Annotated in this window: 24 protein-coding genes; 10 read left to right on the forward strand and 14 right to left on the reverse strand. The window is 71.3% G+C overall.

Translation table 11 applies throughout. The annotated features are described in order from the left end of the window. Positions 1-47 precede the first annotated feature (47 nt). The 4 genes from pgsA to C4K88_RS05410 form a co-directional block, all read right to left on the reverse strand. A complete protein-coding gene (gene pgsA / locus C4K88_RS05395) occupies positions 48-668 on the reverse strand; it encodes a phosphatidylinositol phosphate synthase (RefSeq protein WP_104120599.1) in 621 nt (206 codons plus the stop codon). Beyond that, positions 668-1,294 (reverse strand): HIT family protein, encoded by a 627-nt coding sequence (locus C4K88_RS05400; protein ID WP_104120600.1) that lies wholly within the window; start codon positions 1,292-1,294, stop codon positions 668-670. Before C4K88_RS05400 ends, pgsA begins: the two co-directional genes overlap by 1 nt. Further along, entirely contained in the window at positions 1,294-3,288 is a 1,995-nt protein-coding gene (gene thrS, locus C4K88_RS05405; RefSeq protein WP_438502330.1) for a threonine--tRNA ligase, read from the reverse strand. Before thrS ends, C4K88_RS05400 begins: the two co-directional genes overlap by 1 nt. A gap of 175 nt (positions 3,289-3,463) precedes the next feature. Beyond that, positions 3,464-3,766: a chorismate mutase gene (locus C4K88_RS05410; RefSeq protein WP_104120602.1), complete on the reverse strand. Its 303-nt coding sequence runs from the start codon at positions 3,764-3,766 to the stop codon at positions 3,464-3,466. 166 nt (positions 3,767-3,932) lie between these two features. On the opposite strand from C4K88_RS05410, the gene C4K88_RS17710 reads away from it, so the two are divergent. The 3 genes from C4K88_RS17710 to C4K88_RS05425 all read left to right on the forward strand — a co-directional run bounded on the left by C4K88_RS17710 (position 3,933) and on the right by C4K88_RS05425 (position 5,983). Next, complete coding sequence (locus C4K88_RS17710) at positions 3,933-4,190, forward strand: mycoredoxin (protein ID WP_104120603.1); 258 nt, start codon at positions 3,933-3,935, stop codon at positions 4,188-4,190. A 78-nt stretch (positions 4,191-4,268) separates the two neighbouring features. Next, positions 4,269-5,354, forward strand: coding sequence for an S-(hydroxymethyl)mycothiol dehydrogenase (locus tag C4K88_RS05420; protein ID WP_104120604.1), 1,086 nt, complete (start codon positions 4,269-4,271; stop codon positions 5,352-5,354). Beyond that, a complete protein-coding gene (locus C4K88_RS05425) occupies positions 5,354-5,983 on the forward strand; it encodes an MBL fold metallo-hydrolase (RefSeq protein WP_104120605.1) in 630 nt (209 codons plus the stop codon). The genes C4K88_RS05420 and C4K88_RS05425 overlap by 1 nt, the downstream gene beginning before the upstream one ends. 18 nt (positions 5,984-6,001) lie before the next feature. Here C4K88_RS05425 and C4K88_RS05430 read toward each other — a convergent pair whose 3' ends face one another. The 4 genes from C4K88_RS05430 to C4K88_RS05445 all read right to left on the reverse strand — a co-directional run bounded on the left by C4K88_RS05430 (position 6,002) and on the right by C4K88_RS05445 (position 9,151). After that, entirely contained in the window at positions 6,002-6,775 is a 774-nt protein-coding gene (locus tag C4K88_RS05430) for a lipoate--protein ligase family protein (RefSeq protein ID WP_241521722.1), read from the reverse strand. 51 nt (positions 6,776-6,826) lie between these two features. Then, a complete protein-coding gene (locus tag C4K88_RS05435; RefSeq protein WP_104120606.1) occupies positions 6,827-7,858 on the reverse strand; it encodes an aldo/keto reductase in 1,032 nt (343 codons plus the stop codon). 113 nt (positions 7,859-7,971) lie between these two features. Next, positions 7,972-8,256 carry a DUF427 domain-containing protein gene (locus tag C4K88_RS05440; protein ID WP_104120607.1) on the reverse strand — a complete coding sequence of 95 codons (285 nt, stop codon included), beginning with the start codon at positions 8,254-8,256 and terminating at the stop codon, positions 7,972-7,974. A gap of 112 nt (positions 8,257-8,368) precedes the next feature. Beyond that, on the reverse strand, positions 8,369-9,151 hold the full coding sequence (locus tag C4K88_RS05445; protein ID WP_104120608.1) for a thioesterase family protein: 783 nt from the start codon (positions 9,149-9,151) through the stop codon (positions 8,369-8,371). A gap of 108 nt (positions 9,152-9,259) precedes the next feature. Here C4K88_RS05445 and C4K88_RS05450 point away from each other — a divergent pair, with 108 nt between their 5' ends. The 3 genes from C4K88_RS05450 to C4K88_RS05460 all read left to right on the forward strand — a co-directional run bounded on the left by C4K88_RS05450 (position 9,260) and on the right by C4K88_RS05460 (position 12,543). Then, positions 9,260-10,759: an MDR family MFS transporter gene (locus tag C4K88_RS05450; protein WP_104120609.1), complete on the forward strand. Its 1,500-nt coding sequence runs from the start codon at positions 9,260-9,262 to the stop codon at positions 10,757-10,759. A 66-nt stretch (positions 10,760-10,825) separates the two neighbouring features. Continuing rightward, positions 10,826-11,728, forward strand: a complete 903-nt coding sequence (gene ypfJ / locus C4K88_RS05455; protein WP_104120610.1) for a KPN_02809 family neutral zinc metallopeptidase — start codon at positions 10,826-10,828, stop codon at positions 11,726-11,728. A 53-nt stretch (positions 11,729-11,781) separates the two neighbouring features. Next, a complete protein-coding gene (locus C4K88_RS05460; protein ID WP_167398977.1) occupies positions 11,782-12,543 on the forward strand; it encodes a glycosyltransferase family 2 protein in 762 nt (253 codons plus the stop codon). A 44-nt stretch (positions 12,544-12,587) separates the two neighbouring features. On the opposite strand, the gene C4K88_RS05465 is transcribed toward C4K88_RS05460, so the two are convergent. The 3 genes from C4K88_RS05465 to C4K88_RS17870 form a co-directional block, all read right to left on the reverse strand. Beyond that, positions 12,588-13,220, reverse strand: coding sequence for a DNA alkylation repair protein (locus tag C4K88_RS05465; RefSeq protein ID WP_104120611.1), 633 nt, complete (start codon positions 13,218-13,220; stop codon positions 12,588-12,590). A gap of 124 nt (positions 13,221-13,344) precedes the next feature. Beyond that, entirely contained in the window at positions 13,345-14,601 is a 1,257-nt protein-coding gene (gene fmdA / locus C4K88_RS05470) for a formamidase (RefSeq protein ID WP_104120612.1), read from the reverse strand. Positions 14,602-14,637: 36 nt separating this feature from the next. Continuing rightward, positions 14,638-15,141, reverse strand: a complete 504-nt coding sequence (locus C4K88_RS17870) for an FmdB family zinc ribbon protein (RefSeq protein ID WP_306418603.1) — start codon at positions 15,139-15,141, stop codon at positions 14,638-14,640. A gap of 6 nt (positions 15,142-15,147) precedes the next feature. Between C4K88_RS17870 and C4K88_RS05480 the strand changes: the two genes are divergently transcribed. Further along, on the forward strand, positions 15,148-16,107 hold the full coding sequence (locus C4K88_RS05480) for a formylglycine-generating enzyme family protein (RefSeq protein WP_104120614.1): 960 nt from the start codon (positions 15,148-15,150) through the stop codon (positions 16,105-16,107). Here C4K88_RS05480 and C4K88_RS05485 read toward each other — a convergent pair. Then, positions 16,101-16,928 (reverse strand): CPBP family glutamic-type intramembrane protease, encoded by an 828-nt coding sequence (locus C4K88_RS05485; protein WP_104120813.1) that lies wholly within the window; start codon positions 16,926-16,928, stop codon positions 16,101-16,103. The two genes, C4K88_RS05480 and C4K88_RS05485, sit on opposite strands and share 7 nt — an antisense overlap. A 332-nt stretch (positions 16,929-17,260) precedes the next feature. Between C4K88_RS05485 and C4K88_RS05490 the strand changes: the two genes are divergently transcribed. Genes C4K88_RS05490 through C4K88_RS05500 form a run of 3 tightly spaced genes read left to right on the forward strand, consistent with a single transcriptional unit; the run spans position 17,261 to position 20,044 of the window. Further along, the gene (locus tag C4K88_RS05490) at positions 17,261-18,415 is read left to right on the forward strand and encodes an AI-2E family transporter (protein ID WP_104120814.1); all 1,155 of its coding nucleotides are present in this window, start codon (positions 17,261-17,263) and stop codon (positions 18,413-18,415) included. A 39-nt stretch (positions 18,416-18,454) separates the two neighbouring features. Next, complete coding sequence (locus C4K88_RS05495) at positions 18,455-19,129, forward strand: GAP family protein (protein WP_104120615.1); 675 nt, start codon at positions 18,455-18,457, stop codon at positions 19,127-19,129. Positions 19,130-19,162: 33 nt separating this feature from the next. Then, complete coding sequence (locus C4K88_RS05500; RefSeq protein ID WP_104120616.1) at positions 19,163-20,044, forward strand: ribonuclease Z; 882 nt, start codon at positions 19,163-19,165, stop codon at positions 20,042-20,044. Positions 20,045-20,069: 25 nt separating this feature from the next. Here the strand turns inward: C4K88_RS05500 and C4K88_RS05505 are convergent, their stop codons facing one another. Beyond that, entirely contained in the window at positions 20,070-21,824 is a 1,755-nt protein-coding gene (locus tag C4K88_RS05505; RefSeq protein WP_206604351.1) for an ABC-F family ATP-binding cassette domain-containing protein, read from the reverse strand. A gap of 170 nt (positions 21,825-21,994) precedes the next feature. Beyond that, on the reverse strand, positions 21,995-22,774 hold the full coding sequence (locus C4K88_RS05510) for a hypothetical protein (RefSeq protein WP_104120617.1): 780 nt from the start codon (positions 22,772-22,774) through the stop codon (positions 21,995-21,997). Between the last annotated feature and the right edge of the window lie 169 nt (positions 22,775-22,943).

Genomic DNA, 22,943 nt, shown 5'->3' on the forward strand with positions numbered 1-22,943 from the left:
CGCATGCCGGGTCGTCGGCGTGGCACTCCTGCCGGAGCCGGGAGGGATCAGGCGGCCGGCCTCGGCTCGCGGGACTGTCGGCGGACGCCGCTGATGCGCTGGTAGACGGTGACGAGGCTCGCGGCGGCCAGGACGACGAGCACACCGAGCAGGAACCCCTCGGGTAGTCCGAGCCCGGTGAGGCCGGTGACCACGAGGACGGACACGAGCCGCTCGGCGCGCTCGGCCAGCCCCACGTTCGCGGTGAAGCCGAGGGACTCCGCCTTCGCCCGCGCGTAGGAGACGATCATGCCGAGCACGAGGCAGGTCAGGGCCGCGATCGCGACGGGCGTGTTCTGCCCGCCCGTGAAGAACCAGATGGCGACGCCGGCGAAGACGCCTCCGTCGGCGATGCGGTCGAGCGTGGAGTCGAGGAAGTTGCCCCAGGGCCCGCTGTGGCCCTTGATCCTCGCCATGATGCCGTCCACGACGTCGGAGAAGACGAACGCCGTGATGAAGAGGGTGCCCCAGAACAGCTCGCCGAGCGGGTAGAACACCAGCGCGCCGCCGGCCACGCCGATGGTACCGGCGATGGTCACGGCGTCGGGTGTCACCCCCCATTTCAGGAGGAGCCGCGCCAGGGGCGTGAAGAGCCGGGTGAAGAAGCCCCTCGCGTACTTGTTGAGCATCAGGGGGCCGATCCCGTGCGGTCGTGGGCGTCCCATGCCGCCGCGACCTGCCCGCGCACGTCGCCGAGCGTCTGGGTGATGGCCTTGGTCTGGGCGATGATCGGCAGGAAATTGCCGTCCCCGCCCCAGCGCGGCACCACGTGCTGGTGCAGGTGCGCGGCGATCCCGGCGCCGCCCGTGACGCCCTGGTTCATGCCGAGGTTGAACCCGGAGGGGTTGGAGACCCGGCGCAGCACGCGCATGGCCGTCTGGGTGAGGGCGGCGATCTCCGCGGTCTCGGCGTCGTCGATGTCCGTGTAGTCGGGCACGTGCCGGTAGGGGCAGACCAGGAGATGGCCGGCGTTGTACGGGAAGAGGTTGAGCAGCACGAAGGCGTGGTCACCCCGATGGACGATCAGGGCGTCCTCGTCGCTGAGCTGCGGCGCGCGGCAGAACGGGCAGGACTCCTCCGTGGTCACCTGCTCCTGCCCGCCCTTGATGTAGGCGAGGCGGTGCGGGGTCCACAGCCGCTGGAAGGCGTCGGGCACGCCGGCCAGTTCGAACCCGTCGGTGACCTCCCGGTCGCCCGGGTAGTCGGCCGGCGGCTCGGCGAGGGGGGAGGTATCCGGACTGCCGGCGTCGGCCATCAGAGCGTCGCTTCCCTGCTGCGAACCGCCTCCACGATCCGGCGGACGGCCTCGTCGACCGGCACCTGGTTGTCCTGGCTGCCGTCCCGGAAGCGGAAGGAGACCGCGTTCGCCTCCTGGTCCTCGCCGCCGGCGATGAGGACGAACGGCACCTTCTCCTTGCTCGCCGTCCTGATCTTCTTCGGGAAGCGGTCGGAGCCGGCGTCCACCTGCGCGCGGATGCCCTCGGCCTTGAGCTTGTCGACGACGTCGAACAGGTAGTCGTTGAACGCCTCGGCCACGGGGACGGCGAGCACCTGCACGGGTGCCAGCCAGGCGGGGAACGCCCCGGCGTAATGTTCGGTGAGGACGCCCATGAAGCGCTCGATCGAGCCGAACAGGGCACGGTGGATCATGACCGGGCGCTGGCGGGAGCCGTCCGCCGCCTGGTACTCGAGTTCGAAGCGCTCGGGCAGGTTGAAGTCCAGCTGGATGGTGGACATCTGCCAGGTGCGGCCGATGGCGTCGCGGGCCTGGACGGAGATCTTCGGGCCGTAGAACGCGGCTCCCCCCGGATCGGGCACGAGCTCCAGGCCCGAGGCCTCGGCGACCTCCGCGAGGGTGCGGGTGGCCTCGTCCCAGATCTCCTCCGAGCCGACCGACTTCTCCGGGTTGCGGGTGGAGAGCTCCAGATAGAAGTCGTCGAGACCGTAGTCCTTGAGCAGGCCCAGCACGAAGTTCAGCGTCCCGGTGAGCTCGTCCTTCATCTGCTCGCGGGTGCAGTAGATGTGGGCGTCGTCCTGGGTCATGCCCCGGACGCGCGTCAGGCCGTGCACCACGCCGGACTTCTCGTAGCGGTACACCGAGCCGAACTCGAACAGGCGCAGCGGCAGTTCGCGGTAGGACCGCCCCCGGGACCGGAAGACCAGGTTGTGCATGGGGCAGTTCATCGGCTTGAGGTAGTAGTCCTGCCCGGGCTTGCGCACCGTGCCGTCCTCGTTCAGTTCCTCGTCGACGTGCATGGCGGGGAACATGCCGTCCCGGTACCAGTCGAGGTGCCCGGAGACCTCGTAGAGGTGCCCCTTCGTGATGTGGGGCGTGTAGACGAACTCGTATCCGGCGTCGGTGTGGCGCTGGCGGGAGTAGTCCTCCATCGCCTTACGGATGACCCCGCCCTTGGGGTGGAAGACGGGCAGGCCGGAGCCGAGCTCGTCCGGGAAGGAGAAGAGATCCAGCTCCGTGCCGAGGCGCCGGTGGTCGCGCCGCTCGGCTTCGGCCAGCCGCTCCTGGTACGCCTTGAGGGCGTCCTTGGTGGGCCACGCCGTGCCGTAGATCCGCTGCAGCTGCTTGTTCTTCTCGCTGCCGCGCCAGTAGGCGGCAGCCGAGCGCGTGAGCGCGTAGGCATTGGAGATGAGCTTCGTGTTCGGCAGGTGGGGACCGCGGCACAGGTCCTGCCACACGACGTCGCCGGACTTGCGGTCCACGTTGTCGTACACGGTCAGCTCGCCGGCGCCGACCTCCACGGAGGCGCCGTCCTCGTCCGTGGCGCCGCCCTTGAGGCCGATCAGCTCGAGCTTGTACGGCTCGTCCTTCATCGCCTCGCGGGCCTCGTCCTCGGACACGACCCGCCGGACGAAGCGCTGGTTGGCGTTGACGATCTTCAGCATCATCTTCTCGAGCTGCTTGAGCTCGTCAGGGGTGAAGGGCTCCTCGACGTCGAAGTCGAAGTAGAAGCCGTCGGTGATGTACGGGCCGATGCCGAGCTTGGCCCCGGGGCGCAGCTGCTGCACGGCCTGCGCCATGACGTGCGCGGCGGAGTGGCGGAGGACCTCCAGCCCGGCGGGGTCCTCGAGGGTCACACCCTCCACGGCGGCGCCGTCGGGCAGTTCCTGGTCGAGGTCCTGCAGGGTGCCGTCGACCCGCATGACGACGACGTCGCGCCGTTCGGAGAACAGCTCCGTGCCGGTGGTGCCCGTCGTCGCCTGCGTCTCTTCGCCGTCGACGATGAGTTTCATGGACTGCGGCGCTGACACGGAGGGTCTCCTTGGGGAATCGGAACAGGGGGCGCCCGAGGGGGCGTGACGGCATCCGGTGAGCCCGGGAACCGCCCTGCTGATCGTATCGGGTGCGCGCAGGGCCGACCAACAGGCTCCCCGCGCGACGACGGCGGGAGCGCCCCTGGCGCGTGCGCTACAGCTCCCGGCGCACCCGCAGCTCGTACTCGATGAACGCATCGATCATGGCGCGGTACGTGTGCTCGACGACGGTCGGGTCGACGCCCAGCTTCGACGCGTAGCCGCGCACATTCGTGATGACCTGCTCCACGCGGGCCGGGGCGCGGACGGAGGCGTCGTCGTGCTTGAGGGCGCCGGCCCGCCGGACGAGCCGCTCGCGGCGGGAGATGAGGGACACGATCTGCTCGTCCACCTCGTTGATCGCCACCCGGACGGCGGCCAACTGCTTCACGCTCGGGTCTTCCTCTGCTTCAGCCATGCCGGAAGCCTACCCGTGCCGGTCCCGGGCGTGACGGGCCGGACGTGGCGGGCCCGCAGGAATGAGCCGGTGCGCTTCCGTGTTGACGACGGTGCGGGACCACACCGGGCCCGCACCGTTTCGACACCTGCGCGCGGGAAGCCTGCGCGCACAGACGAGGAGCACCGTGGACTACACGCCAGAAGCAGGATCCATCACCATGTTCTCCACCACGTGGTGCGGGTACTGCCGTCGCCTGAAGTCCCAGCTGTCGGCGCAGGGCATCGGCTTCACCGAGATCAACATCGAGGAGGTGGAGGGCACCGCCGAGCTCGTGGCGTCCCTCAACGGCGGCAACCAGACCGTGCCCACCGTGATCTTCCCCGACGGCAGCACCGCCACGAACCCGTCGCTCGCCGAGGTCCAGGCCAGGGTCGCAGCCTAGGGCCCGAGCAGTCCCCCATATGCTGGGAGCGGCAGGCCGGTCATCCGGCCGCCACTCCCAGCGGAAGGACAGCAACACATGGTGCACAAAGTTCAGGGCGTCGTGGTGCGGGCGAAGGATGCCCCCGCCACCATCGAGACCATCCTGGTCCCCGATCCCGGGCCCGGCGAGGCACTCGTCGACATCCTCACGTGCGGTGTCTGCCACACGGACCTGCACTACAAGCAAGGTGCCATCAACGACGAGTTCCCGTTCCTCCTCGGTCACGAGGCCACCGGCGTCGTGAGCGCGGTCGGCGACGACGTCACCACGGTTGCCCCGGGCGACCGCGTGATCCTGAACTGGCGCGCCGTCTGCGGCGAGTGCCGGGCGTGCCGCAGGGGTGAGCCCCAGTACTGCTTCGCCACGCACAACGCCACCCAGAAGATGACCCTCGAGGACGGCACCGTCCTCACCGCGGCCCTCGGCATCGGCGCGTTCGCCGAGAAGACCCTCGTCGCCGCCGGCCAGTGCACCAGGGTGGACCCGGCGGCCGACGCCGCCGCCGTCGGCCTGCTGGGCTGCGGCGTCATGGCCGGCATCGGCGCGGCCATCAACACGGGCAACGTCTCCCGCGGCGACTCCGTAGCCGTCATCGGCTGCGGCGGCGTGGGCATCGCCGCCGTCGCCGGGGCGAAGCTCGCCGGAGCCACGAGGATCATCGCCGTCGACATCGACGACCGCAAGCTCGAGCTCGCGAAGGGCCTCGGCGCCACGCACGTCCTGAACTCGAAGGACGACGACCCCGTGGAGGCCATCCGCGCCCTGACCGGCGGTAACGGCGCCGACGTCGTGATCGACGCCGTGGGACGCCCCGAGACGTACAAGCAGGCGTTCTACGCCCGCGACCTCGCGGGGACCGTGGTGCTCGTCGGGGTCCCCAACCCCGAGATGACCATCGAACTGCCGCTGCTGGACGTCTTCGGACGCGGCGGCTCCCTGAAGTCCTCCTGGTACGGGGACTGCCTGCCGAGCCGGGACTTCCCGATGCTCGTCGACCACTACCTGCAGGGCACCCTCGACCTGGACGCCTTCGTCACGGAGCGCATCCGGCTCGACCAAGTGGAGGAGGCCTTCGACAAGATGCACGGCGGCACGGTCCTCCGCTCGGTGGTGGAGCTCTGATGGCGGCGCGGGTTGAGCACCTCGTCACCTCGGGCACCTTCTCGCTCGACGGCGGCACCTGGGACGTCGACAACAACGTGTGGATCGTGGGCGACGACGACGAGTGCGTGATCATCGACGCCCCGCACGACGCCGCGGCGATCGTGGAGCAGGTCAACGGACGGACGGTCCGCGCGATCCTCCTCACCCACGCGCACGACGACCACATCCGCGCCGTCGGCGACCTGTTCGACGCCGTGCACGCTCCGATCTACCTACACGACGGCGACCGCCCGCTGTGGGACATGGTGTTCCCCGAGCTGAGCCCGGACCAGTCGATCGGTGACGGCGACACCATCGAGGTGGCGGGGGTCACCCTGACGACGCTGCACACGCCGGGCCACTCCCCCGGCTCGGTCTGCTACTACCTGGAGGAGGCGGGCACCGTCTTCACGGGCGACACCCTGTTCCAGGGCGGTCCGGGTGCGACCGGCCGCTCCTACAGCGACTTCCCCACGATCATCGAGTCCATCAGGACGAAACTGCTCACCCTGCCGCCGGAGACCGTCGCGAGGACCGGGCACGGGGACAGCACCATGATCGGCGACGAGGCACCGCACCTCGAGGAGTGGATCCGGCGCGGCTCCTGACGCGTGCGGCGTCCGGCCTCAGGACAGGCCGGACGCCGCAGTGCTCCCGTTGAAGGTGCGGGCCTGCCGGCTGCCTCCAGAGAGACCGACGACGCCGGCGTAGGCAGCGAGCAGCGTCTCCTCGACGGCGTCGACGCCCACGCCGGGGGCGAGATCCTCGACGGCGCCGGCGGTGGACGGACGCCAGGCAAGCCCGAGGGCAGCATAGGCGTCGGTCAGGACCGCCCGCAGGGGCGCGGCGTCCCCGACGACGATCACCGAGGAGAAGAGCCACGCGCCGGCGACCACCCGCTGGGCCGTCCCGACGAGTTTGACCGCCGGGACCCCGCCGTGCCGCCCGTGCACGCTGAACTCCCCGGGGCAGTACTCACCCGGCACCTCGCCCACGCCGGCATCGACCCCGACATCGGCGAGGACCCCGGCGAAGAAGTTCCCGAACGCCGCGAAGCGGGCCCGGGTGCCGGCAACGGCGTCGGGCGCCGGCTCGATGTGGTCGACCACGAGGCAGCCCCCGTGGTACGCGGCGGCGCGACCGCCGGCACGCCGGACGAGCGGCGCGAAGCCGTGCCGGGCGACGGCGTCCGAGGCCGCGCCGAACCCCGGCAGCCGGGCGTCCCGCTGCCCGAAGGCGACGGTGGGGCTCGGCCGGTAGAGGCGCAGGGTCGGCGGCCGGTCCCCGGCGGCGACCTCCCGGAGGAGGCCGATCCCGCGGTCGAGTTCGGCTGCGGCGTCGTCCGAGACCGGATCGCGGACGAGTGCCAGCCCGGGTGCGCCCTGCCACGGAGTGCTCATCCGTCCATCGTAGGCAGTCCGCACCCCGGGCCGCGCCGCCACCCGGTCGGGCTAGCGGCCGCCGTCGACCGCCCGGCTGCGCTGCTCGATGCCGGGGCCGCCGTACGGGTAGTCGGAGAACGTCGGGGCGCTGACCTCGTCCAGGCGGCCGAGTTCCTCGGGCGCGAGCTCCAGGTCGGCGGAGGCGAGGTTGTCCGCCAGCTGATCCTGCGTGCGGGCGCCGAGGATCACGGACGTCACACCGGCCTTGGCGGCGACCCACGCCAGCGCCACGTGCGAGGCGTTGACGCCGCGCACGGCGGCGATACCGGTGACGGCGTCGATGATCCGCCAGGTGCGCTCCTGGGCGTTGCGCTGCTCCCAGGCCTCCATGCCGCGCTCCGGGTTCTCGCCCAGCCGGGTGGTTCCGGTGGGCAGGGTGTCGCGCGTGTACTTGCCCGTCAGCCAGCCGCCGCCGAGCGGCGACCACGGGAGCATCCCCATCCCGGCGTCGAGCACGGCCGGCACGATCTCCGCCTCGATCTCGCGGACGAGCAGCGAGTACTGGGGCTGCAGGGTGACCGGGAGGCTGTAGCCGCGCTGCCGGGCGATCATGACGGCCTTCGTCAGCTGCCAGCCGGTGTAGTTCGAGAAGCCGTAGTACCCGATCTTGCCCTGGACGACGGCCTCGTTCAGGAAGCCGAGGGTCTCCTCGAGCGGGGTCAGCGGATCCCACGAGTGGACCTGGTAGAGGTCGATGTGGTCCACGCCGAGGCGGGTCAGCGAGGCATCCAGGGCCTTGCGGAGGTGGCGCCGGGAGAGGCCGAGGTCGTTGACGTCCTCGCCCATCGGGAACCGGCCCTTGGACGCGAGGACCATGCGGTCCCGCTCCGCGGGGTTCTTCGCGAGCCACCGGCCGATGATCTCCTCCGAGGCACCGGCGGTGTAGACGTCCGCGGTGTCGATGAGGTTGCCGCCCGCGGCGGCGTAGTCCGACAGGATGGCGTGGGAGCCGGCCTCGTCCGCTTCCGCGCCGAAGGTCATCGTGCCGAGGGCGAGGTGCGACACCGAGGTGCCGCTGTTGCCGAGTGTCCGATACTGCATGGGTGCTCCTTCGTCAGGGCGCCGGGTGGCGCCGTCGTCGGTGGGTGCGCTCGTCGGCGAGCACACGCAGAGGGCGCCGTCGGGAGGACGGCGCCCTCTGCGGGGGGGGGGTGTCAGTCGCTGATCGTGACGCCCTTCCAGAAAGCGTAGTGACCGCGGATGTTCTCCGCCGCCTCCTTCGGTTCCGGGTAGGTCCAGGCCGCGTCCGGGTTCTGCTGGCCGTCCACGGTCAGCGTGTAGTAGCTGGCCGTGCCCTTCCAGTGGCAGACGGTCTGCGTGTCGGAGGGCCTGAAGTATTCGTGGGTGATGGAGTCCGGCGGGAAGTAGTGGTTTCCCTCGACCATCACCGTCGTGTCCGACTGGGCGATGACGGTGTCCTTCCAGAGTGCCTTCGGCATGCTTCCTCCTCGTCGACGGCGTCCGGCCCCGCGGCACGGACTGCGTACCCCGTGCAACCCGCGGGTGGGCCGGGGCATTCCGACGCGTCGGAGCCGGCGGCGTTCCTGCGCGTCAGAGCCGGCGGACCGTGAGGATCTGCTCGAGCCGGCCGAAGGGACCATCGAGGTCGTGCACCACGCTGGAGGTCAGGCCCACGCCGTGCTCGCCGAAGGTCACGCGGGTGTCCAGGCCCAGCCATTCACCGCGCGGCATGCGGTGGAGGTGGATCTGCAGGTCCACGTTGGGGAACATCCAGCTGTCGCCTCCGGGCTCCACGCGGGAGGCGATCCCGTTGGCGGCGTCCATCATCCCGACCAGCCGCACGAGGTCGGGGGCCTGCCGGCCCTCCACCATGGCATACGGGTTGCGCATCCAGACCTGCCCCCTGCCGGGCCGGTGCCCGGGGACCACACGGACCTCGAGGGACCGGATGAAGCCGCCCGGCCACGCCGTCATGCCCTCGTGGGGTCCGGCGTCGTCGGGGCCGGGCATCCGGGGGTCCTCCGCGGCGGCGACGTCGGCGGTGTCCTGCGTGCTGAGCCGCCAGGCGCGGGCCACGATCGCCGTCCGGCCGGCGGCCTCCATGCGGGCCTCGACCAGTTCGATGGTGCGGCCGGGACGGACGACCTGAGTGGTCACGTAGAACTCACCGCCGGGGATCATCCCGAGGATGTCGAAGCTGACCCGGCTGAGCTGCATGCCCTCACGGGGTTCGCACTCGAGCAGGCACTGCGTGAGCAGGCCCGAGATGGGAGCCATGTGCTGCTCCTGCGGATTCCAGGCACCCTGGGCGTGGACGGTCGACTCGAATTTGCCGCTGCCGAGATCGCGGTAGAAGGAATTCACCCGTCCCATGCTAGGCGACGCCGGTCCGCTCCCCGGAGGCGGGCGCGCCATGGGCCGGAATAGGTTCCTGCCGGTCGTGGTTCAGTTGATTGACTTCATCAACCATCAAGGATTGTCATGACCCAGAGCACCCCGTCCCGCCTCGAGGACCCCGCCGGACGGCCGGCCCCACCGAAGACAGTCCCCGGCCCCGGCGCCCTCCCGGCCCGCGACAGGCTGGTCATCACCCTCCTGCTCATCTCGGCGTTCGTGGTGATCCTCAACGAGACGATCATGGGCGTCGCGATCCCCCGCCTGGTCACGGACCTCGGCATCACGGTGGGTGCGGGCCAGTGGCTGACGACGGCGTTCATGCTCACCATGGCGGTGGTCATCCCGATCACCGGCTTCCTCCTGCAGCGGTTCAACACCCGGCCCGTCTTCATCGCCGCGATGAGCCTGTTCAGCCTCGGCACGTTCATCGGGGCGATCGCCCCGGGCTTCGAGATCCTCGTGGCGGGACGCGTGGTGCAGGCCAGCGGGACCGCGATCATGATGCCGCTGCTCATGACCACGGTCATGACCCTCGTGCCGCCGGCCTCCCGGGGCAAGGTGATGGGCAACATCTCGATCGTCATCTCCGTCGCCCCCGCACTGGGCCCCACCATCTCCGGTGCGATCCTCAGCACGCTCGACTGGCGCTGGCTGTTCTGGCTGGTCCTGCCGATCGCCCTCGCGGCCCTGGCCCTCGGCTCCGCGAAGATGCAGAACGTCACCACGCCGCGGACGTCCTCCATCGACGTCCCCTCGGTCGTCCTCTCCGCCGTCGGCTTCGGCGGCATCGTGTACGGGCTCAGCCGGCTCGGCGAGGCGTCCACGGACAGCGCGATCCCCGCGTGGGTGCCCCTCGCCGTCGGCCTGGCCGGCCTCGCGGTGTTCGTCACCCGCCAGCTGGTCCTGCAGCGCCGCGACGCGGCCCTGCTCGACCTCCGCGTCTTCACGTCGAGGAACTTCTCCATCTCGATCGTCGCGATCGCGGTCAGCATGATGGCCCTGTTCGGCACCATCATCCTGATCCCCATCTACGCGCAGTCCGTCCTCGGGCTCACCCCCTTCCAGTCCGGCCTGCTCCTGCTCCCGGGCGGACTGGCCATGGGGCTGCTCGGCCCGATCGTGGGACGCGTCTACGACCGCCGAGGCCCCCGCGTCCTCCTGGTCCCGGGTGCGTTCCTGGTCAGCGCCGTCTTCTGGGCCATGACGCAGGTGACGGAGACCACCCCCGTGCCCCTCGTCCTCGCCGCGCACGTGCTGCTCAGCATCGGGCTCGCGCTCATGTTCACGCCGCTCCTCACCGCGGCCCTGGGCTCGGTGCAGCCACGGCTGTACTCCCACGGCAGCGCGGTCTTCGGTACCGTCCAGCAGTTGGCCGGAGCCGCCGGCACCGCACTGTTCATCTCCGTCATGACACTGCGCGGCACGTCGCTCGCCGCGGAGGGCGCCGCGGCCGACGCCGCGCTCGCCGGTGGCATCCGGGCGGCCTTCCTCTACGGCGCGATCATCTTCCTGCTCGCCGTCGTCGCCTCGTTCTTCGTCCGCGCACCCGAGACCGCGGACGACACCCCGGCACCCCTGCACTAGCCGCCCGCCCCCCGCGTGCAGCGGGCCGTGACGCCCGTCGACGCTAAGTCGGCTTATGGTTGGATCATGAGTTTCAACGACAACGTGCAACTCGACCCCTCGCGGGTCAGCGACCGGCGGGGACGAGGACGCGGCGCGGCCGTCGGCGGCGGCGTGGGCGGCGGGCTCCTCCTCATCCTCTCGCTGATCTTCGGCCCCGGCGTGGTCGACGAGCTCGGGCTCGACGACGGGACCGGCACGACGCAGGAGCAGGGCCCCGCCGGCGGGGCGATCAGCGCGTGCCGCTCCGGCGCCGACGCCAACGAGCAGCTGGACTGCCGGATCCTCGCGACGGCGGAGAGCCTCGACAGCTTCTGGGTGCCCACCCTCGAGCAGGTCGGCGTGACCTACACGCAGCCCGGCGTGGTCCTCTTCTCGGGCCGGGAGAACACGGGCTGTGGAACGGCGACGAGCGCCGTCGGCCCGTTCTACTGCCCGGCGGACGAGCAGACCTACTACGACACCGCGTTCTTCGATGATCTCGTGACCCGCTTCGGTGCTTCCAGCGGCCCCCTCGCCCAGGAGTACGTGGTGGCGCATGAGTTCGGTCATCACATCCAGAACCTCATCGGGACCCTCGGCGCCGCTCAGCAGGACCCGCAGGGCGCGGAATCCGGTGGGGTCCGGGTCGAGCTGCAGGCGGACTGCCTCGCCGGGATGTGGGCCGCCCACGCCGTCTCCGTCCCCGATCCCGAGTCCGGCGAGCCGTTCCTCCGCCCGTTCTCGGACACCGACCTGCGGGACGCCCTCTCGGCGGCGGCGTCCGTGGGCGACGACCGCATCCAGGAGTCCATGACCGGTCAGGTCGACCCCGAGGGCTGGACCCACGGCTCCAGCGCCCAGCGCCAGGCCTGGTTCTCCCAGGGCTACGAGACCGGGGACCTGGCATCCTGCGACACGTTCGCCGCCACCGACCTCGATCGCCCCTAGCCCATGCCCATGCCCATGCCCACCGAACTCCTGCTCCCCCGAAGGACCTGCTCGTGACCGACCGCCTCGCCGTCGTCGTCCCCGTGTTCAACGAACCCGGCATCGCCCGGACGCTCGATGCCCTCCGCGGGCAGCGCGACGCCGCGGACCTGCGGGTCTACGTGGTGGACAACGGCTCCACGGATGACACCGTCGAGCGGGTCGAACGGTTCATCGCCGCCCGGCCCGCCCTCGACGTCCGGCTCCTGGTGGAGCCGCAGAAGGGCACGGGCGCCGCGTGCGACACCGGGTTCCGCACGGCCATCGGGGACGGCTTCACGCTCGTCGCCCGCACCGACGGCGACAGCGAGCCCGCCGCGGACTGGACCAGCCGCATCCGCGCCCTGTTCACCCACCATCCGCAGGTGCAGCTGGTGGGCGGGACGAGCATCCCGCTGCGGGACCGGCACTTCCGGTGGGGCGATGACCTGCTCATGCCGGGGGCGCTGGTGATGCTGCGGATTCTGCTGACGGTGAAGCACCTGGATCCCGCCTATCTGCGCTTCGTCGCCGGCCACAACATGGCGGTGCGCTCCTCGGCCTACCTGGCGTCCGGCGGCATCGGGCGGACCTCCATCGACGAGCGCGACGAGGACATCGACTTCTCGGTCAGGATCTCCCGCCGCCTCGGCCTCGGCGCCGTGCGCATCGACCCCCGGCTGAAGGTCGCGACGTCGATGCGCCGCGTCCGCCGGTACGGCCTCGCCCTCATGGGCGTCCACCACCTCATGCCGGCCCTCCGCGGCAGGATCGTCCGGGCCATCGACATCCGCTAGCAGCAGTGCCGGCCCGCCGGTGCGCCCTTCTGCCTGGGGCAGGCTCAGGCCGCGCCGCTGCCGCGCACCAGCTCGACGGCGTCGTCGACCGCCGGCACCCGCTCCCGCCCCGCGCCCGCGCCCGCGCCCGCGACGAGCCGGACCGTCCGGCGGAACGCGGCGTCATCGCCGCGCCCCGACCGGAAGGCCGGCAGGTGGGCGAGGACCGCGGCCCGGCGCAGCGCAGGATCCTGCCCGGCCGCCCACCGGTCGAGGACGGATGCCGCCCGGGCGGCATCCTGGCCACGCAGCCCGAGGAGCATCGGGCCGACGACGTCCACGGCGAGCGGATCCGCCAGATCGGGCACCTGCGCGGAGCGGAGGAAGCCCTCGATGCGCGTGAGGTCGGAGTGCCGCAGCAGCCGGACCGCGGACTGCAGGAGCACCACGGCCGCGAGGCGGCGCTCGAACACGGGGCGGGACCAGAGGTCGGCGGCGAGGGCTGTGACGTCGTCGTGCCCGAGGCCCGCGAAGCGGCGTTCCGCGTTCCTGATGGTGCCCCGGACCGCGCCGACGGACGCCCCGTAGTACGTGAGGCCTGTCCCGAAACGCCGCTCGTAGTCTTCGGCGCGTTCCCAGGAGCTCTCGTACTGGAGGGCGTCGTCGATGAAGTCGGCGGCATCGGAGGTGGTGGTCATCGGGCGGGCATCCTGTCCATGACGTCCTCCGACCGGGTGGGGTGCGCGGTGGCCCGCGCGGTGCCCCACCAAGCAATCATGGGGGGCACCGCGTGTCAAAGTCCGCCGTGACCGGGGAAGTGCCCTAGGCGTTGCGCGAGCGCGGCGCGCCCATGCCGGGGTCGATCCTGTACGGACCGGCCGCGGACGGGCGCACGTCGAAGTCGAAGATCGCCGTGGGGATGTACACGGTGGAGCAGGAGTTGGGGATGTCCACCACGCCCGACAGCCTGCCCTCGATCGGCGCCGATCCGAGCAGCAGGTAGGCCTGCTCCGGGCTGTACCCGAACTTCGTGAGGTAGTCGATGGCGTGCAGGCAGGCCCGCTGGTAGGACAGGTGCGAATCGAGGTAGTGCTGCGTGCCGTCGAGTGTCACGGAGGTGCCGGAGAACGCGATCCACTCGCTGTAGCGGGGCTCGATGATGCCGGGCATGAAGATGGCGTTCTCGCTGACGCCGTAGGTGTCCATGCCGCCCCTGATGACGTCCACCCGGAGGTCGATGAACCCGCCCATCTCGATCGCACCGCAGAAGGTGATCTCGCCGTCGCCCTGTGAGAAGTGGAGATCACCGAGGGACAGATTGGCGCCGTCCACGAAGACGGGGTAGAAGATCCGCGAGCCCTTCGACAGGTTCTTGATGTCCTGGTTGCCGCCGTTCTCGCGGGGCGGGGCGGTGCGGGCGGCCTCCCCCGCCACGCGGTCGAACTCCGAGGCCGGGAGGCTCCCGAGCAGGGCGTGCCCGGCCTCGGGCGGCAGCGCGAGCGGAGGGACGCGGTGCGGGTCCGTGGCGATGAGGTCTCCCTCCCGCCTGTTCCACCTCCCCAGCAGCTCCGCCGACGGCGCCGTGCCCATCAGTCCCGGATGGATGAGCCCCACGTAGGACACCTCCGGCACGTGCCGCGACGTCGCCACCTGCCCGCTGAAGTCCCAGATGGCCTTGTAGGCGTCCGGGAACTGGTCGGTCAGGAAGCCGCCGCCGTTGTTCCGCGAGAAGATCCCGGTGTACCCCCACCCCTGTCCGGCGAGCGGGCCCGCATCCTCCTGCGGGATGGGGCCGACGTCGAGGATGTCGACGACGAGGAGGTCCCCCGGTTTCACGCCCTCCACGGCGAACGGGCCACTGAGTTTGTGGACGGTGAGCAGCGGCGCGTTCAGGATGTCCTCGGCGGAATCGTCGTTGACGATGGCGCCGTCGAACCATTCCCGGCAGTGGACCCTGAAGGAGTCCCCTGGTTTCACCGTGGCCACCGGCGGGATCTCCGGGTGCCACCGGTTGTGTCCGATCTTCTCCTGGTCCTCGAACTTCCGGGCCGAGTCGAGAGGGAATATGACGTCGGGCATTTCATCTCCTTTGATGATCGACGCCGCGTACCAGGATCAGGGGCGCGGCAATTTCTGGTGGAGCGGATTCGTCGAGTAGGCAGGGCGGGCGCTCCTGCCGGGGGCCGGAGGCGTTCCGGACACCACGCGCGGCTCCGATGCACTGCGCTCGGCCGCATCGATCAGCCGGAAGGCCGCTGTTCCGGTCCTGGCAAGGCGGGGTGCACTGATCCTTCGCCTGGCCCGCTGCCCGCACGTCGGGCAGTCCTCCTCCGCAGGTGCCGACCCCATGCCGCGGGTGAGCTCGAAGACGTCGCATCGGGGGCAGCGGTACTCATAGATCGGCATGCGGCAGACCCTTCCCTTTCGGGGCCTCGACAGAGCGTTCCTCGGGGGTGAGGGCTCTGGTTCACCCCTCACCGTGGTCCACCCGATCGGCCGCCGCCTCACCCGAAAAGGATGAGTGATCGGCCGATGGCTCAGGACCTGGACGGTCCGGCGTGCACGCGACACCGGCGCAGCGGACGGCCTCTGGAGCGAGGGTGGGACAGCAGGTAGCATGCGACGATGCTGCACATTCCGGCCGGCGAGTTCCGGATGGGGTCGGAGGACTTCTACCCCGACGAGGGACCGGCGCGCCAGGTGCGCGTGCTCCCCTTCGAGCTGGACGAGCGGCCCGTGACCAATGCGGACTTCGCCGTCTTCGTCGCTGCGACGGACTACACGACAGTGGCCGAGCGACCGCTGGACCCGGTGGAGTTCCCGGACCTCCCACCCCGTGATCTGGCCCCGGGCGCGTTGGTCTTCACACCCCCGCCCGGCCCGGTGGACCTCGGCGACTGGACACGGTGGTGGCGCTGGAGCCCCGGTGCCTGCTGGCGGCATCCGCTGGGCCCGGGCTCCTCCCTCGAGGGCAAGGAGGACCACCCGGTGGTCCAGGTGTCCTTCGCGGACACCGCCGCCTATGCCACCTGGGCCGGTAAACGGCTGCCGGACGAAGCGGAATGGGAGTTCGCCGCCCGGGGCGGACTGTCCGATGCGTTCGCCTACGCGTGGGGCGACGAGGCCAGGCCGGACGGCGTGCTGATGGCCAACACGTGGCAGGGACGCTTCCCGTACCTCCGGACGGGCGCGAACGGATGGAAGGGAACCTCCCCCGTCGGGTCGTTCCGTGCCAACGGGTACGGCCTCTCCGACATGATCGGGAACGTGTGGGAGTGGACCAGCACCTATTACGCGGCCCGCCACGCGATCAAAGCACCAGCACCAGCACCGGCTGACGACGGGGCCGGCGGATGCGCGTGCACTCCGCACCGGGACAGCGCGGCCGACAGCGCGGAGCCCGGGGCGGACGTCCCGCGCCGCGTCCTCAAGGGAGGCTCCCACCTGTGCGCCCCGGAGTACTGCCTGCGCTACCGTCCTGCCGCCCGCTCCCCGCAGACCGAGGACACGGCCACCTCGCACATCGGCTTCCGGTGCGCACGCTCCGTCGCGGACCCCGGATCCCCGGCGGACGCGCCTCAGTAGACGAAGATATCCACCCACGCCCGGTTGTGTGCGTGGAGGAGGACGAGGAACAGCACGAGGTCGAACAGCAGGTGCACGCAGATGATGTAGGAGAGCGAGCGCGTGCGGGTGAAGATGAAGGCCTGCAGGAGCGCGAACGGGACGATGAACAGCGGCGCCCACGCGGTGAAGCCCAGCTCCCACAGGAACGAGGTGAACAGGGCCGCCTGCAGCACGTTGGCCTGCACCATGGGCAGGTGCCGGCGCAGGAGCGCGAAGACCGTGCAGATGAAGAACAGTTCGTCCCAGATCCCGAGCCCGTTGGTTCCGACGAACAGGCGGGCGATCTCCGCGGGTTCCGACGCCGCCGGCCAGTTCGTGTAGACCCCGGTGCTGAGCATGTAGAAGGGCAGCAGCGCGTAGCCCATGAGGACGACGACGGGCAGGTACCACTTCTCGGTGCGGGTCCATGACTCGCCGGTCCGCAGGGGGAACGTGATCGCGTGGTCCCGGTACACGAAGCGCGAGACGGCGTACGGCACACCGACGGCGAGGATCATCGCGGAGCCCATGACCGCCATGTGCTGCACGCTGATGTCCGTGGTGATGGGCACGAGGGTCATCACGGTGAGGCCGAACGCGATGAGCACCAGGTCCCGGAACAGGGCGCGGTCGACGACGGCGGCCACGGCGAGCGCCGCGGCCAGCAGCCCGTAGCCGCTCAGGGGCTGGTGGAGCACGAGGAGGACGACGCCGGCGAGGGATACCAGTGCGGCAGGGATCAGCGCCCGGGAGGGCGTGCGCCAGGTGCCCTGCTTCCAGGACCGGGTGGCCGTGAGCATGGCGCCCGGAGGAGGCGCGCCCGGCGCTGCTGCGTACTCCACGGTGCGTGCTCCTCCGACGTCGTGCCCGGCGGGTGCGCCCCTCCCACGGACCGCCGGCGCCCGTGCGGGCCCGGTCCTATTCTTTCCCGGCCGCGCGCTGCCGGTCCAGACCCGACCGCACGCCCCCTTGCCTCCCCGATGACCTGTCAACGCCCGGCACCCTGTCTCATCCGTCGGGGATGAGACAGGCGGACCCGCCTCGCGCCGACAATGAAGGCACCATCCGCGTGCCGGCGCTCCTCGACGATCCCGCCCGACCCACGGCGTCGCTCCGGTGGAAGGAGATTCTCATGGCAGCCGACCCGCCTCCCGTCGTCGATCCACGACCGGCCCTCCCTCGCAGCACCGTCGTCCTGCTCGCCCTCGGTGGAGCGACCGCGGCGGCCTTCGGGGTCGCCGCCATGCGGGGCGTCGTCGTCCCGGTGTTCCTGGCGATCATCCTCACGCTGTGCGTCCATCCGCTCCACCGCCGGCTGTACCAGCGGGGTTTCTCCCGGGGTGCCGCCACGGTGGCGTCGATCGTCGCCGTGCTCGCCCTCGTCCTCTCGTTCGCGCTGATCCTGGCCCTCGCCCTCGCGCGCTTCTCGGCCCTGCTCCCCCAGTACGCGTCGCAGCTCGATCAGGTGGGAACCACCGTGTCCGGGATGCTGGCGTCGCTGGGCTTCAACTCGAGCGGGACGGACGCGGTCCAGAACGGATTCACCCCCGAGAGCATCACCGGGTTCATCGGGGACCTGCTGGGCGGCGTCACCGACGCGGTGGGCGGTCTCGTGATCATCCTGACCCTGCTGATCCTCATGGCCGTCGACGGGTCCCGGGTGCCGGCGCTGCTCGCCTACGTGCGCCCCCACCACCCCGGGCTGGTGTCCGCGCTCATCGGGTTCGCCACCGGGACGCGCCGCTACATGGTCACGACGACGGTGCTCGGCCTGGCGCAGGGCGCGTTCAACGCGCTGGTGCTCGTCCTCCTCCAGGTTCCGGGCGCCCTTCTCTGGGGCCTGCTCTCCTTCATCTGCAGCTTCATTCCCAACGTCGGCTACTTCATCGCCATCGTGCCGCCCCTGTTCTTCGGCTTCCTCAGCGGCGGGTGGCAGACCGTCGTGATCGTCATCGTGGTCTACGGCGTGATCAACGGCGCCATCCAGTCCGTCATCCAGCCCAAGTACGTGGGGGATGCGGTGTCCCTCAGCGAGACCCTGACCTTCGTCTCCGTCCTCTTCTGGGCCGTGGTCCTCGGGCCGCTCGGCGCCATCCTGGCCGTACCGCTGACCCTGCTGGTCCGGTCGATCCTCATCGACGCCGAACCGTCGACGTGGTGGCGGCGGGCGCTCACCGGGGACAGGACGGACTTCGAGGTCCTCCTCGAGGACGAGGACGCCGAGCGGCGCGCCTTCCGGGCACAGCGGAAGGCGAGGTCCTCCGCCCCCCGTGAGGGGCACGCATGACAACATCCTCGTGCCGTCCTGGTGCCCTGTGAGCCCCCCATGCTGAGTCTCCTGATCAGTCTGCTGCCCGTCGCCTTCGCCGGGACGATGAGCGCCGTGCCCGCCAGCGTGACCATCATCATCCTGCTGTCCCCCACCGCCCACCGCGGCGCCTGGTGGTTCCTGACCGGGAGCGTCGCCGGGACCCTCCTGCTGGTCGGAGCCGCCGCGGCCGGCCTGCGCTTCCTGCCGGGTCCGGAGGGCCCGGAGGGCCCGGAGCGCAATGCGACGCTGGCCGTCGGCGGTCTGGTGGTGGCAGCCAGCGTCATCGCTTACGGCATCTACGTCCTGTCCACCCCCCGCACCACCGACAGCGCGGCCCTGACGCGCGTGCGGACCCGCGTCGGCTCGGCTCGCCCCTGGGAGTACGTTGCCCTGGGCCTGGCCCTGGCCCTGCGGCCGAAGGCGATCCTGCTCTCCCTGACCGCGGGCACGCTGATCGGACTGCAGGGCCTCGAACCCGTCGCAAGCATCGTGGTCGTCCTCGCCTACGTCCTGATCGCCCAGGCCGAGATCCTCGTGCCGATCGTCCTGCGGATCCGCCGGCCCGAGCGCGCCGACGCGGTGTTGAAGAATCTGGACGCCTGGCTGCAACGCCACAGCGGGACGATCACGGGTGTGACCCTGCTGGTAGCCGGGCTGTTCATCGCGTGGGTGAGTGTGGGGCGGTTCTGACCGTCTGCGGGGCCGCAGTGCAAGACTGGCAGCATGCGTGAGCTCGTCATCCTCGGCACGTCCTCCCAGGCGCCCACCCGGACCCGCAACCACAACGGGTACTTCCTGCAGTGGGAACAGGAGGGGATCCTCTTCGACCCCGGCGAAGGCACCCAGCGCCAGCTCATCCACGCCAACCTCTCGGCGGGGAAGATCCACCGCATCTGCATCACCCACGTCCACGGCGACCACTGCTTCGGACTGCCGGGCGTCCTCTCCCGCATGGTGCTGGACGGCGTCGAGCACCCCGTCCATGTGCACTACCCGGCGTCGGGCGAGGACGTGGTGCGCGCCCTCGTCTTCCTCGCCACGCCGGGACTGGACCTGCACCTCCACCCCCACGGCGCCGCCGGGCCCATCGCCCCGGGCGTGGAGGTCGAGGAGCTGCACCACCGCGTCGAGGCCTTCGGCTACCGGGTGACCGAGCCGGACGGGCGCACGTTCCTGCCGGACCGGCTCGCCGCCGCCGGGATCACCGGGCCCGACGTCGGGCGCCTGCAGCGCGAGGGGAGCCTCGGCTCCGTGAGGCTCGACGACGTCAGCGTGCACCGGCCCGGGCGCCGCTTCGCCTTCGTCATGGACACGGGCCTGTGCGACGGCGCGGCCGCGCTCGCCGACGGCGCGGACCTCCTGGTCACCGAGAGCACCTTCAGCGACGGCGACGCCGCGCTCGCCGCCCGGTACCGGCACCTCACCGCGGGCCAGGCGGGGTCCCTCGCGGGTCACGGCGGTGCGGCCACGCTGGTCCTGACGCACTTCTCGTCCCGGTACGACGACGTCGGCCTGCTGGCCGCGCAGGCCCGGGCCACGGCCGGCACGGCGACGGTGATCGCGGCCTCGGACCTCGACCGCATCCCCTTCCCGGCGCACCGCTGACGGATCGTCCCGCGCAACGCCCCGGTCAGCGCGCCGCGGCGTCCCCGACGAGCCCGAGCCGCCGGCCCTGCCAGGTACGCCGGAGCCAGCGGTCGTGCGAGGCGACGACGACCGCCCCGGGATAGGCGGGGATCAGGGCCTCGAGCTTCGTGGCGAGGAGCAGGGAGAAATGGTTGGTCGGCTCGTCGAGGAGGAGCACGTCGGGCGGACTCGCCAGCAGGATCGCCAGGGCCAGCCGGCGCTGCTGGCCGCCGCTCAGCACCGCAACGGGCCGGTCCTCGTCCCGCGGGTGGATGAGCCCGAAGGTGCGCAGCGGGACCTGGTCACTCACCGGGCCGACGGCGTCGTCATAGGCCTGCAGCGCCGTCCGTCCGGATCCGCGGCCGAGCGGGTCGGGAAGGTCGACGTCCTGTGCGAGCAGGCCGATGCGCAGCGACGGAGCCGCGGTCACGGTCCCGGAGGTCGGCGTCAGCTCGCCGGCGAGGAGACGCAGGAGGGTCGACTTCCCGGATCCGTTGGGGCCCGTGACGAGCAGCTTCTCCCCCGCACCGAGCACCAGCGACGCCGGGTCGAGACGCCCGCTCACCGCAGCCGCCACCGCAGTGAGCACCGGCTCCGTCCCGGCCGGTGCTGCCGGTGCTCCCGGTGCTGCCGGGGTCCCGGCCGCCGTGAGACCCCGGAAACGCAGCTCCCGCGGTGGCCTGCGGATCTGCCGCTCCTCGAGGGACACGAGCCGGGAGGCAGCGTCGTCGACCCTGCGGGACACCGCCTTGGCGTTGCGGTCGGCGTAGAACTTGCGGCTGACGCGCCCCTCCGAGCGGGGCTTCCAGTCCTCATGGCCCACGAGGTGGCTGTCCGAGACGGCAGCGCGGAGCCGCTTCAGCTCCGCCTGCTCGTCCCGGTACCGGCGTTCCCACCGCTCCCGGGCGACGAGCCGCGCGTGCACGTAGCCGGTGTAGCTGCCGGTGAAGCGGACGACGCCGATGCCGGTGCCGTCGCCGTCGGCCACGAGGGGCCCGGCGAGCGCCTGGGGCAGTGGAGCGGGGTCGAGGTCGATGAGGGTCGTGACGACGTCGTCGAGGAATGCGCGGTCGTGGCTCGCGACGAGCACGGGGCCCGGCCAGTCCTCGAGGAGGCTCCCCAGGTAGGAGGCGGCGTCGTCGTCGAGGTGGTTGGTCGGCTCGTCGAGGAGCAGGACGTCGGGCGTGCTGAGGAGGAGCCAGGCCAGGGACAGGCGGGAGCGCTGCCCTCCGGAGAGCGTCCGCGTCGGCCGGTCCGGTGCGAGGTCGGCGAGGCCGAGTCCGGAGACGACGGCGGCGATCCGCGTGTCGATGTCCCACGCGCCGACGCGCTCCGCCGTCTCGAGGGCCGCCGCATACGCGGTGGCGGCCGCAGGGTCCTCGGGGGTGACGGCCAGGGCCAGGCCCGCTTCGGCGACGGCGTGCGCGGCGGCGCGGACGGGGGCGACGGCGGCCTCGAGGGCCTCCGTGAGGGTGGCGGACGGCGCGAAGGGCGGTTCCTGGTGCAGCAGGCCGATGCGCGGCGTCCCGGCACCCGGAAGCGTCGTGGTGACGGTGCCGGCATCCGGCGCCGTGAGGCCCGCGAGGATGCGCAGCAGGGTCGTCTTGCCGGAGCCGTTCTCGCCGATGAGGCCGGTGCGGCCGCCGGAGACGGTGAAGGACACGTCGGTCAAGACGCGGCGCGCCCCGAAGCTCTTGGAGACGCCGTCCACGCGCAGGTGGGCGGCGGAGTGGGGTGATGGGGAGTGCGAACCGGGCACGGTGATCCTCAGGGCTGGCTGGTGTCCTGCCGGGCGAGGATCTAGGAGAGCACGGCTCCACTATAGGACGACGTCGGGTGTCGGGGCATCAGGGCATGCCGCACCCGCCCGGGCGACCGGCGCGGAGCCCCTGAGGGTCGCGACGGTCACCCGGCTGCGGGCGGAGGTGATCAGGCCTTCGCCACGCTGCGGCGCACGGCGTAGGTCCCGCCGACGGCGGCCGCGAGGACGACGCCGCCACCGAGGGCGATCAGCCCGGCCGAGGCAGGCGTGGCTGCGGTCTCCACCGTGGCACCGGTGTCGGCTCCGCCCGACGGCAGCGCGCCCATCTGGGCCGCTACGAGCGTCCCGCACAGTGCGGGTGCCGTGGCGCCCGCGGGAAGGGCCGGATCCAGATCGCTGGGGGCATTGAAGGCTTCCGGGGTGGACGGCGTCGTCGCCGGGTCCAGGCCATGGACGTTGAAGACCGCCGTACCGTTCTCGAGTGCCGCCTGAGTCGCGGCATCGATGGTGAAGGTGCGCTGGATCGTGTACGTCCCGCCCTGTCCGGCGAGCTGCAGGTTCAGGGCTTCGGCGGGCGTCGTGGGCCCGGACGTCGTCACCGTCGCCAGGATGCCACCGTAGCCGGGGGCGCTCTCGGTGACGCTGATGATGCCATCGCCGTTCGCGTCGTTCGCCGGCGTCGGGCACACCCCGGCGGCGCCGCCGTGGATGTGCTGCACGTGGGGGTAAGGCGCGCCCTGGAAGGTCTCGGCGAGGCCCGACACCTGGAGGTCGATCGTGGCCTGGTCACCGACGACGTCGACGGTGACGGTGCCGGTGCCCGTGGTGCCGTTGACCTGACCGAGGGTCGAGGAGTAACTGCCGTCCGCTGCCATCGCGGGCGACCCTGCCATGGCGACGGCACCGAGGGCGAGGGCGGGGACTGCGAGCAAGCGCATCTTGTTCATGGGATTCGTATCCTTCACGGTGCGATGGGAACGAACCCGGATCCGGGTCCGCGACGGGAGCACCACAACACACGCAGCGCTCTCGCCGCTCATCCTCCAACCGCCCCGGAACGAGCGGAAGGACACGGGGTCGCCGGGCGGCGGTCTTTACAAATCGGCTCCCTGGGGG

The sequence above is a fragment of the Arthrobacter pityocampae genome (assembly GCF_002927275.1).
GTDB classification, from domain to species: domain Bacteria; phylum Actinomycetota; class Actinomycetes; order Actinomycetales; family Micrococcaceae; genus Arthrobacter_D; species Arthrobacter_D pityocampae.